The sequence below is a fragment of the Bifidobacterium callitrichos genome (assembly GCF_008698085.1).
GTDB lineage: Bacteria > Actinomycetota > Actinomycetes > Actinomycetales > Bifidobacteriaceae > Bifidobacterium > Bifidobacterium callitrichos.
In genome coordinates this window covers 951,139-967,567 of sequence record NZ_RZJP01000001.1, presented here as the reverse complement: position 1 = coordinate 967,567, position 16,429 = coordinate 951,139, and the positions used below count along the sequence as shown (strand labels likewise).

The window sequence follows — 16,429 nt, the reverse complement described above, 5'->3', positions numbered from 1 at the left end:
AGGAACAATGGGCGAGAACGATACTCCACAGCTCCGCCCCTATCCGCAGCATCCGCCGAAATCATTGGATGCTTTATCGGCCAAACTCATTGACAACGGTTTGTCCGGAGTAAGTCGCGAGCTGCTTGAGCATCGGATCGAGCGAGTGGGATACTTCCGGCTGAAAGGATACTGGTATCCGTTCCTCACCCCAGTGTCGGAGCAGTCGGCGAAACGTTCATTGCCCTTCAAACAGGGTGTGCAATTCAAAGATATCTGGGATAGATACTTATTCGATCAGGAACTGCGGATGCTGGTATTCGACGGCATCGTCACCATCGAGATCTATCTCAAGAGCTTCCTCGCCCATGAGCTATCGGTATTCGGCGGTGAATTCGGCTACATGACACGAGAAGGACTCCCGGGGCTGAGCTATGACGACCATCTGGCCTGCCTTTCCTCGTTGCGTTCAATATTCACCAAATCGAATCTTCCGTACCTCAGGCATTTTCGGAGCACCTACAGTGATCCGCTACCTCCATACTGGATGATTGTCGGATGCCTGAGCTACGGAACGCTCAAGGAGAACTTCTACCAAGGTGCACCAGACCATGTCAAGAGAAAACTGGCCACCAAGCTGCACATCTTCAACCCCAACCCGAATCCGGCCGTTCGAGGCGACGCCAAAATCCTCTCCAATTGGCTTGAGACTATCCGACAGGCCCGGAACATGACCGCGCATCATGATCGCTTCTGGAACGAAACCAGCACCCGCATAGCGCCGAAACTGCCGAAGCATCGCAGCGGATCCCATGCAAAGGGTTGGTGGGGTAACGATTGGGATATCTTCCGTAAGTCCTCCGGCCCTGCTGCATTCCTCACCATGGAGAACTACCTGACGTCCCAGATCGACGGATCCGCATGGACGGAGAAATTCATCTCCCTTATGGATAGGTACCCTCAGATTCCGAAGTCTGACATGGGATTCCCTGACGGATGGCGGGTGTCGCCGCTGTGGCGAGTCGATGGCTCAGCTCATTGACGGGGCATCCTAATTGCATAAATGGGGAAACGCGCGCCTTTCAGGGACGTGGATCCAAGGAATTACCCGTCCCTGAAATGATAAGCGACAGAAACATCGTCTTTATTTGACGATGCGAGTAATTACATAGGCCATAAGACCTGCGATGACGGTGACGGCGGCAAGGAGCGCCAGTCTGGTTTCGCGGCGTTCCTTGGCCGCCATGTCGGCTTGCCGGTTGGCCAGGGCTTCGGCTTCGGCGGCGACGCCGCTGGCGGCGATGGCCGCGATGTGTGCGCTCATCTGGTCTTCGAGAGTGGAATCCTCGCTCGTGCCGTCGAAGGGCTCCTCGTTTTCGTTGTGGTTGTCATTCATGGTTCTGCTCCGTTCCTGATTGTTGGATTGTTTACTTTCCTGATTGTTGGCTTGCTTGATTGCTTGCATGTCAGCTTGCCTGCATGCAGTCAAGTTTGATTGTTTGATTGTCTGCATGCGGGCTTGTCTGCTTGTCAGCTTTCGTTTTGCCCGGCGAGGATAGACATGCGGGCGGCGATAAGCGCGTGGCGCGCGATCTCCAGGTAGAGCTGGTGGCCCTCGCCGTCGCCCCAGAACCGGTCGAACTGTTCGGTCGGCATCATGCTGGCAGGGTCGAACCCGTTCCACACGCCGCCGCAGAACACCTTCGCGGCCGCGTTCACCTCCTCGTCGGACGGCATGCCCGGATGCCCTTCGGCGGCATCGGCGGCCGCGCGCAGCTGCGCGCCGAACACGCGGGCCTGCAACGGCGAGAGCGTGTACGCCAGCCCCGCCGTCGAGCCTGCCGGGAATCCCGTGTTCACGCCGAGGGTGATGACGCGCCCCTCCTCGCCGACGCTGATCCGGTCGCCGAGCACGGAGACCTCCATCGAATAGTCCATAGTGGCTCCTTTCCGCAGACATGGCGTATTCATGGAATCGTGTCTGCATGTTTGACTGCTTGTATGCTTGGTCGTCGGCTTGTTTGCTTGCTGGATTGCTGGATTGCCGGATTGCCGGACGGATTACGTCTCGTCGTTGCCGTCGAGACGGTCGAGCTCGTGTTCGATGGCGTCGCGCAGGAGCTGCTGCATGGGAAGGTCGTGTGCGGCGGCCGTGGTTTTGAGACGGGTCTTGAGCGACACGGGTATGCGCAGTGAGAGCATGACCAATGGTTCGCCTGTGGTCTTGGGTGTCTTGTTCTGCTGGCGCAGCACGTCGTCGAACGGCACTGGCCGGGCCAGCGGCTGGTAGTTTCCTTGCACGGCCTTACCCCTGCTTTCCGGCGATCTGCTGGAGCTCGGTGACGAGGTCTCGGTATTCGCCCAACTGGTGCGGGTTGGTGCCGAGCGAACGCTTGTAGGTCTGGGCCTTCGGCACGATCGTATCGAATCGGGGCGTGTCCATGGCAATGAGGGCGTCCATAGTGTCGCGGAACGCCTTTGTGCTGCGTTCGGCCTTGACCAGCAGCAGGGCTGCGGGAGTGCTCATTCTGGCCATGTCGAGGGTGCTCCATGCCTGTTGGAGGTCCATAGGTGAGTCCGATGCCGGCACGATCACGAAGTCGGCGGCCTTGATTGCCAGATCCAGGGCCGGTCCCTGCGGAGGCGCGTCGATGATCGCCCATTCGTCCGGGTCCGGATCCGAGGCGAGATGGCGAAGCGTGGCTTGGTTTGCGGGCAGTACGTCGAACGTCAACGGATCCGCAGTCTGCTCAGCTGCGGCGGCCCACAGACTGGCGCTGGATTGCGGGTCCGCGTCGTACACGACGGCCATGCCTCCTCTGGATACGATGACCGAGGCGATGTAAATGCTGGACGTGGTCTTCGCGACCCCGCCCTTAGCGTTGGCTATGGCGATGCGCATTCGTTCTTCTCCTTTGCGATTGCCCGTGATCACGCAGGCCGGGCTGCCTGATCGTTTGATTGTCTGATTGCTTGATTGCTTGGCTGTTTGGATTCCTGCTTGTTTGAATGTCTGCCGGTTCGACGGGTCATGCGGTGCTCGGGGATTGGCCGGACCGCGCACGTAGGCGTCGTTGCTGGCGTTCCGCGCTGGCCTCGTCGGTGACGTCGTCGAACACATTCCCATGGGCGCGGATCCAGTCCGTGAGCAGCTGCCAGCGTTGGATCCATGGCATGCCGCGATCCCGGCAGGGGACGCCGTCGGCTTCGGCCATGCGGGCGATCCGTCGCCGGTCGGTGCATACCTTGCCGCCGTACACACCCCACTCGAGCCCTCCGCTGGCCGCGTAGGCCAGGCATTCGGCCCGGACCGGGCACTGTTCGCACACTGCCCTGGCGACCGAGTGGAACGCCTTCGCGTCAGCTGGACGGTGTTCGAACTCCAACGACCACAGGTAGTCGGACCAGGGTCGCGGGAAGTCGCGGCATTCGCCGGATTGCTTCCACTCCTCAAGACGATTCGCGACCCCGCTCATGGCCGCACCGTCCCCGCTGTAGCACCGGCTTTCGCCCTGCGGCGTCCGGCGACATCGTGGGTGGCATGGTTGCGTTTGTCGTATGCGCATACCGGGCATGCCTCCTGCGAGATGCTACCGTCGATGTGCTCCTGGCATAGCGAGGTGCGCAGCAGCGCCGCCCCGTAGATCGGCACGCGGCTCGCGGACAACGAGCTGACCGGTATCGCCCGGTTGGGATCCTTGACGACCGGCAGTGGGGCGTCGGGCGCGCGTTTGCCCGTCGGATCGGGATGGGTGAGCATCTCAAGCCGCAGCTGCACGTAGTTCGCGGCGAACTTGGCTCCATTGGCGAGCCGGGGCAGCCAGTAACGGTTGCGGTACGCCCAGTCCATCGTCGCGACGATCTCGCCGTATGGCCGGTCGATCAGCAGTGAGTGGACGGCCTTGCGGTCGGCCATGGTCGCCGGAACGTCGAACCGTCGGTCCACGGCGAGCAGGTGTTGCCGGATGCCGTCGAGCACGCGAACCTCCTGGCCGGCGCGCTCCGTGACCGGCTCGGGCAGTTTGCCGGGCTCGGGCACCCACAGCGGGTTCCTGCATCCCCGTGGAGGCAGGGCCCTGCCCCAATCGGGCGTTGGAACGGTTTCAGGCTTCGAATTGGTGGCGGACGTCCGAGCGGAGGCTTGTCCGACGTTGAGGGAGGCATCCCCGAAGGGGATGAAGGGAGAATTGTTTATCACTTGTCTATTGGGTGACTTTCTGTCCGGAATTTCGGGACAATTTGTCCGCGAGCCGGCGTCCGTCGGTTCGGGTGACAATCCGTCGGGTGACAAATTGTCCTTGCCTGTATCCGACTCGCCGGAGCAGGCCAGCGCGTCCAGGTTCCGGGGCTTCTCCTCGATGTTCTCGGCGGGACGGCCGCCGTCCATGACGACGTCCCACACGCGGGAGCGATGCCCCTTGGCGATCGGCTTGCGCGTGCGCGGATTGCGTGCGGACATCTCCTGGTCACCGAGCCTGATGTAGCCCTTGCGTTCCAACTCCTGCAACGAACGGATCACCGTGCGCTCACAGCATCCGCAGTTGAACGCAATGGTCTCCACGCTCGGCCAGGCGGCGGCGCCATCGTCGTAGTAGGCGCGACGGGCCAGATACACCAGCACGAACTTGGTGATGCCCTTGACGTCGTCACGCTCCCATGCCCAGTTCTCGGCCCTGCTGCTCATCGACAGTCCTCCTCGACGTCACACCGCCGGTCCGCTTCACGCCGTTCGTGCAGTCTTGCGCCGATCTCGTCGCCCAAGCGGGCGGCGCGGCACAACACATACGCGAGAACGCCGCCGGAAACGCACACGGCGACCACGACCATCCACCACATGGTTCGGCCGGATTCGAGGGGATGTCCCATGGACGCGCGCCTCAACGGCGCGAGCCCCGGGACGGGTGGGCGAGCATGGACAGCACATGAGCTTTCGCAATGCGCATGTCGACGTTCCCATCGACTCGCGTCGTCCGCCGCGCGGAGTCGCACGAACGGGTAGGCTCGGAAACATGCGCCGGGCGAACGCCGGCGGCATTGGTAGAATCGGTCATGGCGATGATCCTCCTTCGGGGAATCGGGACAGCTGGCGTCTGATCTTGGCGGATGCACGCGCCGGCGCGTCCCATGGTTGTTGCCGTTCAATCCCCGTGTCGGGTTCCAGCCGGTCCGGGGATTCTTGTTTCGGGTTTCCACCCGCCGTCCGTCAGGTATGCATCGATGCCGAGCACGTACCCCGGGGACAGGTTTCGGTGAATGGCCAGCCAGATCAGATCGGACTGCTGCCACGGTATCGAACCGTTGACCTTCCCCGCGACCGAGGATTTGGACTTGCCCATCTCCTTCGCGAGGTCGCGGCAGCTCAGACCCGCCGCCGTCATGTATCGACGCATCGGAGAATCCAATCTTTTTGCTGTCAGTCCATTCACGATAGACAATATATCAGGGAACTTGCGTCGAAGCAAATCGCTGTTGTAGGATTGTGTCCATCAGCAATGGACGTATGCAAATATGGAGGAACCTGATATGACAAGTTTTGAATCATCTCCCGGAACCAATGGACTCGGCGACTACATGCAGAAGGTGTTCATCTGGAATGTCAACATGCAGCTGACGGGACGTGGCCTGAACCAGCAGGCACTGTGCGCCCCGTTGGGGCTGAAGAAGGGTGCGGTGTCCGCGAAAATGACCGGCAAGACCACCTGGACCATCCAGGACATCGCCGCGGTGGCGGAGTTCCTCAACGTCTCGCCCCTCTACCTTCTGGACGCGTCGATGTACGAGCAGATGATGCGTGGCATGAACGGCGACGGAGGTGCATCTTTGGTGGCAGCGGCCACCGCCGGGTTTCCTGTGCGCGCGGCTGAAGGCCAGGCTGACGGCCTGAAACCGTTGGAAACAAAAGGCTCCGGGCCACGATACCTCGTGGAACCCGGAGCCGGTAAGTACCCCCAGAGAGAGTCGAACTCTCGTTGTCAGATTGAAAGTCTGGTGTCCTAACCGTTAGACGATGGGGGCTGACAACTCGAGTTAGAATACACAAGTCGTCGTCAGAGGGCAAATCGTCGTGTCTGTTCGGCGTGTCATGCCTTGCGGTATGTGAAGTCGTGGATCACGCGGCCGGCGGCGAGTCCCTTCTTCTCGAAGTTGGTGAGCACGCGGCCCTCGAATCGCGTCGACTCGGTGAAGTCGGCGTGTGGCATGTCCGCCGCGAGTTCGGCATTGCCCTTGCCGACATGCCCGGTGGGCAGGCTTACGGTGATTCCGCCTTCGTTGCGCCATCCGTCGAGATCGTCCATCACCTCGTGCACATGCAGGGCGTAGTCCTCTATGTCCGTGGCGATGCGCCAGATGCCGCCTTCGGTCAGCGTGCGGCGGATCTCGCCTGCAAGCTCCGGCTGGACGATGCGGCGCTTGTGGTGCTTCATCTTGGGCCACGGGTCCGGGAAGAACGTCCACACCTCGGCGGCGACGCCGTCGGCGCATGCCTTGAACAGTTCGGGCGCGTTGACCTGCGCCACGCGGATGCTCTTGAGGCTGCGTTTGCCGGCGAGCAGCAGCGTGTGCGCGACGCCCGGATCGTAGACCTCGAGCGCAAGGAAGTTCTCGTCCGGGCGTGACTCGGCCGCCGCGACGACGTTCTCGCCCTGACCGGTGCCGATTTCGATGATGAGCGGATTGTCGTTGCCCCACGTTCGGCGCACGTAATCGTGGTCGAGCGTGAACCCTTCCCGCACGTCAAGTGATCCCGCGGCCGGGGCGATGTCGAGCAGGTAGTCGTCAGCGTAGTTGTCCCAAGCGCGCTGGAGTCTGGCGTCGAGTCGGCCTGATCGACGCACGAAGGAGAGTACCTTGTGCATGGGGTGCGCGGGGTGCTCGGCGGGGGAGTCGGGTGTGGGCTCGGTCTCGGTTGCGGACGTCGTCTGCGTTTCGGGTGTCTCGGGCGTTGCCTCCAGCGTGGTCGCCTCGGTCGTTTCGTTCGTTTCGGGTGATGACGTGGTGTCGGTCATGGGGTCCTTTCTGTGAATTCGTCGGGGCCGCCGCGGTCTATCGCGGTCTCTTACGGTCTTGCCGTGCGCGCTTATCTCATTATTCACCACGATTGCAGATGAATCGCGTGTGTTCGGTCCTGTTACGTGTTATACTCAAATTGTTCGAAAAGATAACAAATGTGAGCAGAAGCGAACAGCGGCTCGCGTAGTCGGACCGCATGCCTCTCTCATGGAATAGGAAGGCCAGAACATGACAGTTCTCGTCACTGGTGGGTGCGGTTACATCGGCGCCCACGTCGTCCACGCGCTGCACGAAGCCGGTGAGAAGGTCGTCGTCGTCGACGATCTGAGCTACGGCAAGCCCACGCGCATCGAGGGCTCCCGCCTCTACGGCATGGACATCTCCGCTCCGGGTGCCGGCGATCGCCTCGCCGAGATCCTCGACGCCGAGGACGTCGACGCCGTCATCCACTTCGCCGCCCGCAAGCAGGTCGGTGAGTCCGTCGAGAAGCCGCTGTGGTACTACCAGCAGAACATCGGCGGCATGCTCAACGTCCTGACCGGCATGAGCAAGTCCCAGAAGACCAAGAAGCTCGTCTTCTCCTCCTCCGCCGCCACCTACGGCGTTCCGCCGGTCGACGTGGTGCCCGAGGACGTCGTTCCGATGCTGCCGATCAACCCCTACGGCCAGACCAAGCTGTTCGGCGAGTGGATGGCCCGCGCCTGCGAGGGCCGCTATGGCATCCGCTTCTGCGCGCTGCGCTACTTCAACGTCGCCGGCTGCGGTCCGGTCGAGCTCGAGGATCCGGCCATCCTCAACCTCATCCCGATGCTGCTTGATCGTCTGAAGAAGGGCAAGGCCCCGCTGATCTTCGGCGACGACTACCCGACCCCGGACGGCACCTGCGTGCGCGACTACATCCACGTCTCCGATCTGGCCGACGCCCACATCGCCGCCCTGAAGTACCTCGACCGCGACGAGCGCAAGTACGACGCGTTCAACGTCGGCACCGGCGAGGGCACCTCCGTGCGTCAGATCGTCGACGAGCTTAAGAAGGTCACTGGCCTTCCGTTCCAGGAGCACGTTCAGGGTCGTCGCGCCGGCGATCCGCCGCACCTCATCGGCTCCCCGAAGCGCATCAACGAGGAGATGGGCTGGCATGCCAAGTACAACGTGGAGGACATCGTCGAATCCGCGTGGAGGGCGTGGCAGGCTAACCCGGAGCACCACATCGACGTCGAAAACTGGAAGCAGACCGACTGATTTACGGTCGTGATCGACTGATCTGGGCTTCATGGGCCCGTAAGGGGCGTGGTCGGGTTCATCCGGCTGCGCCCCTTTTCGTTGGAATTCCGGGCGACACGCCGATGATTTGCATGCGGAGCTGAGACAGGTATTATATCTACCTGTTGCCTCACGGAAACGCGAGAGAAACACGGCCCCGTAGCTCAGTTGGTTAGAGCGCCGCCCTGTCACGGCGGAGGTCACCGGTTCAAGTCCGGCCGGGGTCGCTTGAATGGGAAACCATTCATTGGCTCTGTAGCTCAGTTGGTAGAGCGAGCGACTGAAAATCGCTAGGTCAACGGATCGACGCCGTTCGGAGCCACCACGCGGAACCCCGCAAGCCTTGCAAATACAGGCTTGCGGGGTTTCTTGATTTCGGAAACAAACCCAGCATAAACCATCAACCCTGCATTTACTCTGCACATTCACTAGCAAAGCGGAAGCCGGGTGAGAGCTTGCCGAAAGGGGCTGACGGAAACCTCTCTGGGAAGGGTGGCCTGACGAGAGGTTTCCGGGCCATATCGTGGGCGTTCGTCCGAAAAGTGAGCTGGAGTGATGGTGGTGGCTGCTCCTGATGTTCAATGGTGCGCGTGAATGACAAGATGAATGACGATATCGACGTTATCGACAATGTCGGCAGCAGGGTGAATGGCGAAACGAACACCAAGCAGTACGACTTCTACGTGGCAGGTCCGTTCTTCGACCCGGAGCAGTCGGACAGCATGGAGCGATTGGAGGCGGTGCTCGAGCGATACGGCAGGAAGCTGTTCAAGCCGCGTTTCGTCAGTCAGATCGAGGAAGCAGGGCCGGATGGCTGCTTCAAGGACGATATCAACGGCATCCGCTCCTCGAAGGCCGTCATCGCCAATCTCATGGACGAGGACCCGGGCACGATGTTCGAAATCGGGTATGCGCATGCGCTGGGTATGCCCGTGTATGGCTATGCGGAGGGTCTGACTCCGATGGATCGAGTCAATCTGATGGTGGCGCAGGCCGTCGAAATGGTGTTCTCCGGCCCCGATGATCTGAGCCAGTGGCTCGAGACCGGAGAACACGAGGAGATCGATTACATCCAGTTCTGAGAGGCGTGGATGGTTGGTGCGACGATCAGGCCTTCCACCACGGACGCAGCGGATACCACTTGCCGTCCGGGTGGCCGACACGGTCGGGGCGCACGGCGAGGAACTGGTGGATCTGGATGCCGTCCAGCTCGAAGTTGAGTGCGCAGGCGGCCATGTAGAGGCCCCACACCTTCGCGCGTTCGAAGCCGACCTGCCTGACCGCGTCGTCCCAATGCTCGGACAGGTTGTGATTCCAGTGATGCAGGGTCAGTGCGTAGTGCTGGCGCAGGTTCTCCTGATGCACGACGTTGAACCCTGCATCGTGGATGCAGGACTCGATGAAGCCGGGCGCGCCGAGATCGCCGTCGGGGAAGATGTAGCGGTCGAGGAACTCGTCGGTGCCTGGCTTGCCGTCGGGCTTGTCGTGGCTGATGGTGATCTGGTGGTTGAGCAGGCGTCCCATCGGCTTGAGGAGCTTGTACATCTCCCTGAAGTAGCTCTCGTAGTTCCTGACGCCCACATGCTCCATCATGCCGATCGAGCAGATGCCGTCGAAGTCGCGCTCGGGCACCTCGCGGTAGTCCTGCACGCGCACCTCGGCCAGATCCGTCAGGCCCTCGCGTGCGATCCATTCGTTCGCGTATTCGGCCTGCTCCTTGGACAGGGTGACGCCGAGGGCCTTGATGCCACGGCGGGCGGCGGTGATGACCATCGAGCCCCAGCCGCAGCCGATGTCGAGCAGCCGCTGGCCGGGCTCGAGCCCCAGCTTGTCGAGGATGAGGCGCAGCTTGTTGGCCTGCGCGTCCTCGAGGCTCATGTCCTCGTTGTCGAACACCGCACAGGTGTACGTCATCGAGGGCCCAAGGAAGTCGGCATAGAACTCGTTGGACATGTCGTAGTGGAAGCTGACGGTCTCGGAGTCGGCCTTCTCGGTGTGGGGGAGCAGGCCCTCCTTGATGCGATCGAACTTGCTCGGGCCCTCGGTGGCCGGAACCGGCGGCTTTTTGAAGCCGTGGCTGAGGATGCCGGCGGAGACACGCGCCACGGTCAACGGCGTCAGCGGCTTGACGTACTTGGCCATGGAGAACAGGGCACGCAATGCCGGATACGGGTCGGCGTAGTCGATGTCCTCCACGTCGAAGTCGCCCAGTACGTAGGCGCGCACGACGCCGATCTCATTGGGATGCATAAGCAGCTGGTACATGCAGCGAGGACTGGTGATGCGGACCTTCAGATCGGCGTCCGCCGCTCCGAAGTGGGATCCGTCAAACGCGTCCACGCGTACGGGTGCATCGTCTTCCAGGAACAATCCAACCATTTCGCCGACGGTCATGGACTTGCCGTTTGCCATAAGGCTGCCTCCTAACTATCTGTACTGTCTGTTCTCTTCGTGTCTGTTGCGTTGCGCGCCACGTGATTTCCGCGTTGCCGCGCATCGTGCCGGACAGTAGTGTCGTTCGCAGTCGCCGCGTGTGAAACCGCTACGCAGACGGTGTGAAACCCCAAATTCGAGCATCATATTAGTCCTCGTCGTGGGATGGGAAACGCGTGAAAACGCCGATCGTCGTCGAATTATCGGTGACGGGACGGGTTGCCGACGCGGATGACGACGCGGGTGGGTGGGCCTAGTGCTTGGAGGATCTCCATTTTTCTGGAATAATTTCGAAAATTTCCAGAGTCGTGTTGGTGAACGCTCACACAAACGAGTACACTGGGCATCGTCGGGAGATGCGATGAGCGCATCCGCCCACGTGCACAGACAGAACACTAGCTTCAAAGGAGAGCTCACTATGGTCTATCGCATGATTTTCAACCAGACCGCCTACTTCGGCCGCGGTGCCATCAAGGAGATTCCTGCCGTCGCCAAGCAGCATGGCTTCACCAAGGCGTTCATCGTCACCGATCCGGTCCTGCTGGAGACCGGCACCGCCGAGAAAGTCACCAAGGTCCTCGATGAGGCCGGACTGCCGTACGAGGTGTTCAGCAACGTCAAGCCGAACCCGCCGGTCGAGTGCATCAAGGACGGCGTCGAGAAGTTCGCCGCCTCGGGCGCCGACTTCCTGATCGGTCTGGGCGGCGGCTCGCCGCAGGACACCTGCAAGGGTATCGGCATCATCACGGCCAACCCCGAGTTCTCCGACGTGCTTTCCCTCGAGGGCGTGGCTGACACGAAGAACCCGTCCGTCCCGATCTTCGGCGTGCCGACCACGGCCGGTACCGCCTCCGAGACGACCATCAACTACGTGATCACCGATACCGCGAACAAGCGCAAGTTCGTGGCCGTCGACCCGCACGATATCCCGATCGTCGCGTTCGTCGACCCTGACCTGACCGACTCGATGCCGCGCGGTCTCAAGGTCGCCACCGGTCTCGACGCGCTGACCCATGCCATCGAGGGCTACATCACCCCGGGCGCCTGGTCGCTCTCCGACTGCCTGTCGATGCAGACCATCCGCATGATCGCCAAGAACCTCGCCAAGTCCGCCGACGGTGACATCCCGGCCGGCGAGCAGATGGCGTACGCCTCCTACATCACCGGCATGGCCTACTCCAACGTCGGCCTCGGTCTGGTCCACGGCATGGCCCACCCGCTGGGCGGCCGTCTCGGCGTGGCGCACGGCGTCGCCAACGGCATCCTGCTGGCTCCGGTCATGGAGTACAACAAGGACTACACGGGTGAGAAGTACCGTGACATCGCCGACGCGTTCGGCGTCGAGGACGCCTACACCGGCGATCTGGAGAAGGTCCGCGAGGAGGCCGTGCAGGCCGTCCACAAGCTGACCGTCGACCTGAAGAACCCGACCACGATCTCCGAGGTTGGCGCCACCGAGGCCGATCTCGCCCCGCTTGCCCACGACGCGTTCAACGACGTGTGCACCCCGGGCAACCCGCGCAAGGCCACCGAGGAGGACATCCTCAAGATCTACACCTCGCTGATGTGATCTCTCTGATGTGATCCATATCCATATGGACTAAGCGGCCCGGCGGATCCCCCGATCCACCGGGCCGCTGTCTATTCATGAGACCGAAAGAGCCCGTAGCCCTCAGCGTCACAAATTCCCGGGATTTCCCCTGTGCGCGGTAAAAGGTGACGCTCCCCAATCGTCAGCGTCACCTTTTACCGAGATGTAGGGTGATCTCGGGAATATGTGACGCTGACAATGGTCAATCGTCACAAATTCCCGAGATATGGGATGATTTCGGGAATATGTGACGCTGGCCCGACCGACCGTCAGTTCCGCTCCTCGTGCTTCTCGTCGTAGGTCTCGTCGGTGGGGGTCTCGTCGTACAGCTCTCGACCCTCCTTCTCGGCGAGCTCCATCTGCTCGTTGATCCACGCGGCCTCGGCCGGGTTGATGTCGGCGGTGTTGAGCACCTTCTGCCACACCGGGTAGAACAGGTGCATCGCCGGGTACATGGCCGTGAACAGGATCTCCGGCTTGTGCTTGCGCCAATGCTGCGGATGCGCGTCGAACGTGTTCCTGAACCGGCGCATGTAGTTGAGGAACGACGAGAACGACGTATCCATGCGACGGGCGCTCATGCCGGCGATCATCCGCGGCGAGTAGACCGTCTTGAGGCCCTTGCCGATCAGGTGCAGGGAGATGTCGATGTCCTCGTGCATCACATCGGCCTTGTCTCGGCACACCTCGCCGGAGATCTCGCGCCATGCGGAGGCACGCAGCGCCATGTTCGAGCCGAACAGCAGCGGCTGGCCGCCGTCGGCGCGGTAGATGCGCTTGCGGATCGAATTGTCGCTCTTGAGGCCGAAATGGCGCGACGGCATGTCGTAGTACATGACCGGACCGGTGGCGCCCATCGCGGTCGGATCCTCGGTGAAGATGCCGGAGACGACCTCCACCCAGTCGGGTTTGATCATGCAGTCGGCGTCGAAGCGGCCCAGCACATCGCCGGTGGCGTGGTCGAGACCGTAGTTGCGCGTGGGGATGAGCCCCTGCTCCGCATCCTGATGCAGCAGCTTGATCGGGGCCTCGGGATGATCGAGCATGAATTGTTCGACCACCTTGCAGGTGTCGTCGGTGGAACGGTTGTCGACCACGATGATCTCGTGGGGCATCACGGTCTGCCGAATCGTGTTGAGCAGACAGTCGGCGATGCGTTCGGACTCGTTCCAGGCCGGGATGACGATCGAGACATTCAGCATGCCTTCAGAATAAATGGGCGGGCGTACACGGGCGTACACGGGCCTCCACGGGCCCGAGGAGCCCACGAGCTCCCGCTCCCATACGGAACTGTCGCCGCTACAATGGGGAACCATGAGTCAAAGCGCGCGCGAATACGGCAGTGATACTACTGATGGCAATGAGCAGCGATGGGATTTCGGCACGCTGTTTCCGGCCAAGGGGGATCCGCGCAGACCACCCGAATGGTTCGGGCGCGGCCTGCTGTACATCGCCATCGCCGTCATCGTCTTCGCCTTCTGCTGGCGATCGTGGGGCCAGATCTCCTATCTGGTGCTCGACATCATCATCTCCCTGTTCCTGGCGCTCGCGGTCGAGCCGATGGTGATCTCTCTGGTCAAGCACGGCTGGAAGCGAGGCGCCGCCTCCGCGTTCGCGCTGGTCATCGTCGCGGTCGTCATCTGCGTGCTGCTGTCCCTGTTCGGCAGCATGTTCGTCCAGCAGGTGATCGCCATGCTGTACGGTCTGCCGTCGATGTACGAGCAGATCAAGGGTCTCGTCAGTCAGTACAGCAACTTCGAAATGCCCGAAATCAACAACCTCGGCACCGAGATCCTCAAGAACATCCAGACCTCGTGGGTGACCGACTTCGCCGGAACCGCGATGAGCACGGTCGGCGGTCTGTTCTCGTTCCTGCTCAACCTGATGACCGTGGTGATGACCACGTACTACATCTCCGCCGCGGGCCCGAAGCTGCGTCGCTCCTTCTGCCAGTGGATGGCGCCCGCCATGCAGCGCCGGTTCCTTCTGGTGTGGACGGTCGCGCAGGATCAGATCTCCTCGTTCCTGTTCTCCCGATCGATCCTCGCGATGATCAACGCCGCCTGCACCGCGATCTTCCTCGAGGTGCTCAAGGTCCCGTACTGGCTGCCGCTGGCGCTGTTCTGCGGCGTCGTCTCCCAGTTCATCCCGACCGTCGGCACGTACATCGGCGGCGCACTGCCGGTCCTGTTCGCACTGGGCAGCCGCGGCTGGGTGTACGCGGTGGCCGTGCTCGTGTTCATCATCGTCTACCAGCAGATCGAGAATCTGATTCTTTCGCCGAAGATCTCCCAGAGCACGATGGACATCAACGCCGCCATCGCGTTCCTCGCCGTGCTCGCGTTCGGTTCGGTGTTCGGCGCTCTGGGCGCGTTCCTCGCACTGCCGGTCACCGCATCCCTGCAGACGATCTTCCGCGTGTACACCCGCCGCTACGAACTGGTCGACTCGCCGCTCATGTATGACCCGGAGATCGGCAGGAAGTCGAAGGTCGTCGAGGCGTCCGAGGCGTTCAGCGAGCATGTGCTCCACCCGCTCGGCGACCACATGCCGCGTGCTGCCAGGGGATCGACGAATCGCGTGCCGATGAACGACGAGATCCGTCGTCTGCAGGAGGAGATCTACGCGATCCCGGACGAGGGGATCGGCGCGGAGCATGGCTCCGGACGTAGCGACGGCCGTGGCCGTTCCGGTTCGGGCGATCCGGACGAATCCGCCACGGTGGCGATCCCGAAGGGCGTGCTCGATCGGCAGGTCGGGAAGCGATCGGTGAGCGCACTGGCGGGCACGGAAGCCGACGACTCGTTACGAGCCGACCGACCCGACCCGTCCGCCGAATCCGTTGACTCGTCCGACGTGTCCGATTCGCCTGATTCATCCGATTCGTCCGACCCGTCCGACAACCCGCGTGCGGGGTGGCGCTGACATGGTCCTGCTCACCGTACTCGACGTCCTCATGTTCGTCGTCGGCGCCGTCGGCATGATCTACCAGGTGGCGTGCGTCCTCAAATCGCTGGTCTCCAAACCGGTGCGATTCCCCGACGCCCCGATGGACAAGCGCTATGCGGTCCTCATCTCCGCGCGCAACGAGGAACAGGTCATCGGCAACCTCATCGGATGCATCCGCGAACAGACCTATCCGGCCGAACTCATCGACATCTGGCTCGTGGCCGACAACTGCACCGACCACACCGCCGACCTCGTGCGATCGCTCGGCTGCAACGTCGTCGAACGCCACAACGACCAGCTCATCGGCAAGGGATACGCGCTGACCTATCTGCTCGACCATATGATCGACGAGGGCCTGTCCGACACGTACGACGCCTACTTCGTGTTCGACGCCGACAACCGTCTCGACAAGCACTACTTCGAGGAGATGAACAAGGCCTTCCACGCCGGGTTCAGGATCCTCACCAGCTACCGCAACTCGGTGAACCTCAACGACAACTGGGTGTCCTCCGGCTCCGCACTGTGGTTCATCCGCGAATCGCGATTCCTCAACAACTCGCGCATGCTCTTCGGATCCAGCTGCCATGTGGGCGGCACCGGCTTCATGTTCTCCAAGGAAGTCATGAAACGCAACAAGGGATGGAAGTTCCATCTGCTCACCGAGGATCTGGAGTTCACGATGGACTCCGTGCTGCACGGCGACCGCGTCGGATACTGCGGCACCGCGATCCTGTACGACGAGCAGCCCGTCACCTTCGCGCAGAGCTGGCGGCAGCGTCTGCGCTGGAGCAAGGGCTTCCTGCAGGTGTTCCGCTTCTACGGCCCGTATCTGATCCGCCGCGCCGTGCGCGAACGGGACTTCTCGGCGGTCGACTTCACGCTGCTGCTGTGCCCGTTCACCGTGCTGAGCGTGTTCCGCATCGCGTTGGGAATGCTGTTCGCCGCCTTCGGCTTCGTCACCTGGCAGAGCCAGATCGGCGCGATATCCGGCTGGGCGAACGGCATCGTGTTCGCCGTGCTCGGCATGATGGGACTTGCGGGACTGACGATCGTGGCCGAGCGCGATCAGATCGGCGCCACCAACAAGGAGCTGTTCGCCTACGTGCTGAGCTTCCCGATCTACATGCTCTCCTACGTGCCGATCTCCTTCCAGGCCATCTTCTCCAAAGCCCAGTGGAAACCGATCCAACATAAGGGGTGAAA

At 61.9% G+C, this 16,429-nt stretch carries 16 protein-coding genes, 3 tRNA genes and 1 pseudogene; 9 read left to right on the top strand and 11 right to left on the bottom strand.

The genetic code is table 11. The features are described 5' to 3' along the window. Positions 1-7 precede the first annotated feature (7 nt). Entirely contained in the window at positions 8-1,021 is a 1,014-nt protein-coding gene (locus tag EMB92_RS04200; protein WP_150393855.1) for an Abi family protein, read from the top strand. A 102-nt stretch (positions 1,022-1,123) separates the two neighbouring features. Here EMB92_RS04200 and EMB92_RS04195 read toward each other — a convergent pair whose 3' ends face one another. The 7 genes from EMB92_RS04195 to EMB92_RS04165 form a co-directional block, all read right to left on the bottom strand. Beyond that, on the bottom strand, positions 1,124-1,444 hold the full coding sequence (locus EMB92_RS04195) for a hypothetical protein (protein ID WP_101616345.1): 321 nt from the start codon (positions 1,442-1,444) through the stop codon (positions 1,124-1,126). A 65-nt stretch (positions 1,445-1,509) separates the two neighbouring features. Continuing rightward, positions 1,510-1,917: a transcriptional regulator gene (locus EMB92_RS04190; RefSeq protein ID WP_150393854.1), complete on the bottom strand. Its 408-nt coding sequence runs from the start codon at positions 1,915-1,917 to the stop codon at positions 1,510-1,512. 123 nt (positions 1,918-2,040) lie between these two features. Further along, the gene (locus tag EMB92_RS04185; RefSeq protein ID WP_140445551.1) at positions 2,041-2,280 is read right to left on the bottom strand and encodes a hypothetical protein; all 240 of its coding nucleotides are present in this window, start codon (positions 2,278-2,280) and stop codon (positions 2,041-2,043) included. A 4-nt stretch (positions 2,281-2,284) separates the two neighbouring features. Beyond that, entirely contained in the window at positions 2,285-2,881 is a 597-nt protein-coding gene (locus EMB92_RS04180; RefSeq protein WP_140445550.1) for an AAA family ATPase, read from the bottom strand. Positions 2,882-3,008: 127 nt separating this feature from the next. Continuing rightward, the gene (locus EMB92_RS04175) at positions 3,009-3,455 is read right to left on the bottom strand and encodes a WhiB family transcriptional regulator (RefSeq protein WP_150381225.1); all 447 of its coding nucleotides are present in this window, start codon (positions 3,453-3,455) and stop codon (positions 3,009-3,011) included. Next, complete coding sequence (locus EMB92_RS04170) at positions 3,452-4,663, bottom strand: helix-turn-helix domain-containing protein (protein WP_150393853.1); 1,212 nt, start codon at positions 4,661-4,663, stop codon at positions 3,452-3,454. The genes EMB92_RS04175 and EMB92_RS04170 overlap by 4 nt, the downstream gene beginning before the upstream one ends. Before the next feature lie 454 nt (positions 4,664-5,117). Then, positions 5,118-5,369, bottom strand: a complete 252-nt coding sequence (locus EMB92_RS04165; protein ID WP_223847555.1) for a helix-turn-helix domain-containing protein — start codon at positions 5,367-5,369, stop codon at positions 5,118-5,120. Between the two features lie 118 nt (positions 5,370-5,487). On the opposite strand from EMB92_RS04165, the pseudogene EMB92_RS11910 reads away from it, so the two are divergent. Next, positions 5,488-5,763 (top strand): annotated as a pseudogene (locus tag EMB92_RS11910) (helix-turn-helix domain-containing protein); the annotation flags it as partial. Between the two features lie 159 nt (positions 5,764-5,922). On the opposite strand, the gene EMB92_RS04155 reads toward EMB92_RS11910, so the two are convergent. Together EMB92_RS04155 and trmB are read right to left on the bottom strand one after the other, a co-directional pair. Continuing rightward, positions 5,923-5,994, bottom strand: a tRNA-Glu gene (locus EMB92_RS04155). Between the two features lie 65 nt (positions 5,995-6,059). After that, complete coding sequence (gene trmB, locus EMB92_RS04150) at positions 6,060-6,986, bottom strand: tRNA (guanine(46)-N(7))-methyltransferase TrmB (RefSeq protein ID WP_150393852.1); 927 nt, start codon at positions 6,984-6,986, stop codon at positions 6,060-6,062. A 232-nt stretch (positions 6,987-7,218) separates the two neighbouring features. Between trmB and galE the strand changes: the two genes are divergently transcribed. From galE to EMB92_RS04130, 4 genes are all read left to right on the top strand, one after another. Next, complete coding sequence (galE, locus tag EMB92_RS04145) at positions 7,219-8,232, top strand: UDP-glucose 4-epimerase GalE (RefSeq protein ID WP_043164874.1); 1,014 nt, start codon at positions 7,219-7,221, stop codon at positions 8,230-8,232. Between the two features lie 174 nt (positions 8,233-8,406). After that, a tRNA-Asp gene (locus EMB92_RS04140) sits at positions 8,407-8,480 on the top strand. A 22-nt stretch (positions 8,481-8,502) separates the two neighbouring features. Next, positions 8,503-8,578: transfer RNA gene (locus EMB92_RS04135), tRNA-Phe, on the top strand. Between the two features lie 265 nt (positions 8,579-8,843). After that, positions 8,844-9,335: a nucleoside 2-deoxyribosyltransferase gene (locus tag EMB92_RS04130; RefSeq protein WP_223847554.1), complete on the top strand. Its 492-nt coding sequence runs from the start codon at positions 8,844-8,846 to the stop codon at positions 9,333-9,335. 25 nt (positions 9,336-9,360) lie between these two features. Here the strand turns inward: EMB92_RS04130 and EMB92_RS04125 are convergent, their stop codons facing one another. Beyond that, entirely contained in the window at positions 9,361-10,665 is a 1,305-nt protein-coding gene (locus tag EMB92_RS04125; RefSeq protein WP_150393851.1) for a class I SAM-dependent methyltransferase, read from the bottom strand. Positions 10,666-11,104: 439 nt separating this feature from the next. Between EMB92_RS04125 and fucO the strand changes: the two genes are divergently transcribed. Further along, positions 11,105-12,256 (top strand): lactaldehyde reductase, encoded by a 1,152-nt coding sequence (gene fucO, locus EMB92_RS04120; RefSeq protein ID WP_043164876.1) that lies wholly within the window; start codon positions 11,105-11,107, stop codon positions 12,254-12,256. A gap of 290 nt (positions 12,257-12,546) precedes the next feature. On the opposite strand, the gene EMB92_RS04115 is transcribed toward fucO, so the two are convergent. Next, complete coding sequence (locus EMB92_RS04115; RefSeq protein WP_043164877.1) at positions 12,547-13,479, bottom strand: glycosyltransferase family 2 protein; 933 nt, start codon at positions 13,477-13,479, stop codon at positions 12,547-12,549. Positions 13,480-13,591: 112 nt separating this feature from the next. Here EMB92_RS04115 and EMB92_RS04110 point away from each other — a divergent pair, with 112 nt between their 5' ends. After that, complete coding sequence (locus EMB92_RS04110; protein WP_150393850.1) at positions 13,592-15,202, top strand: AI-2E family transporter; 1,611 nt, start codon at positions 13,592-13,594, stop codon at positions 15,200-15,202. A 1-nt stretch (position 15,203) separates the two neighbouring features. Then, the gene (locus EMB92_RS04105) at positions 15,204-16,427 is read left to right on the top strand and encodes a glycosyltransferase family 2 protein (RefSeq protein WP_150393849.1); all 1,224 of its coding nucleotides are present in this window, start codon (positions 15,204-15,206) and stop codon (positions 16,425-16,427) included. Positions 16,428-16,429 lie beyond the last annotated feature (2 nt).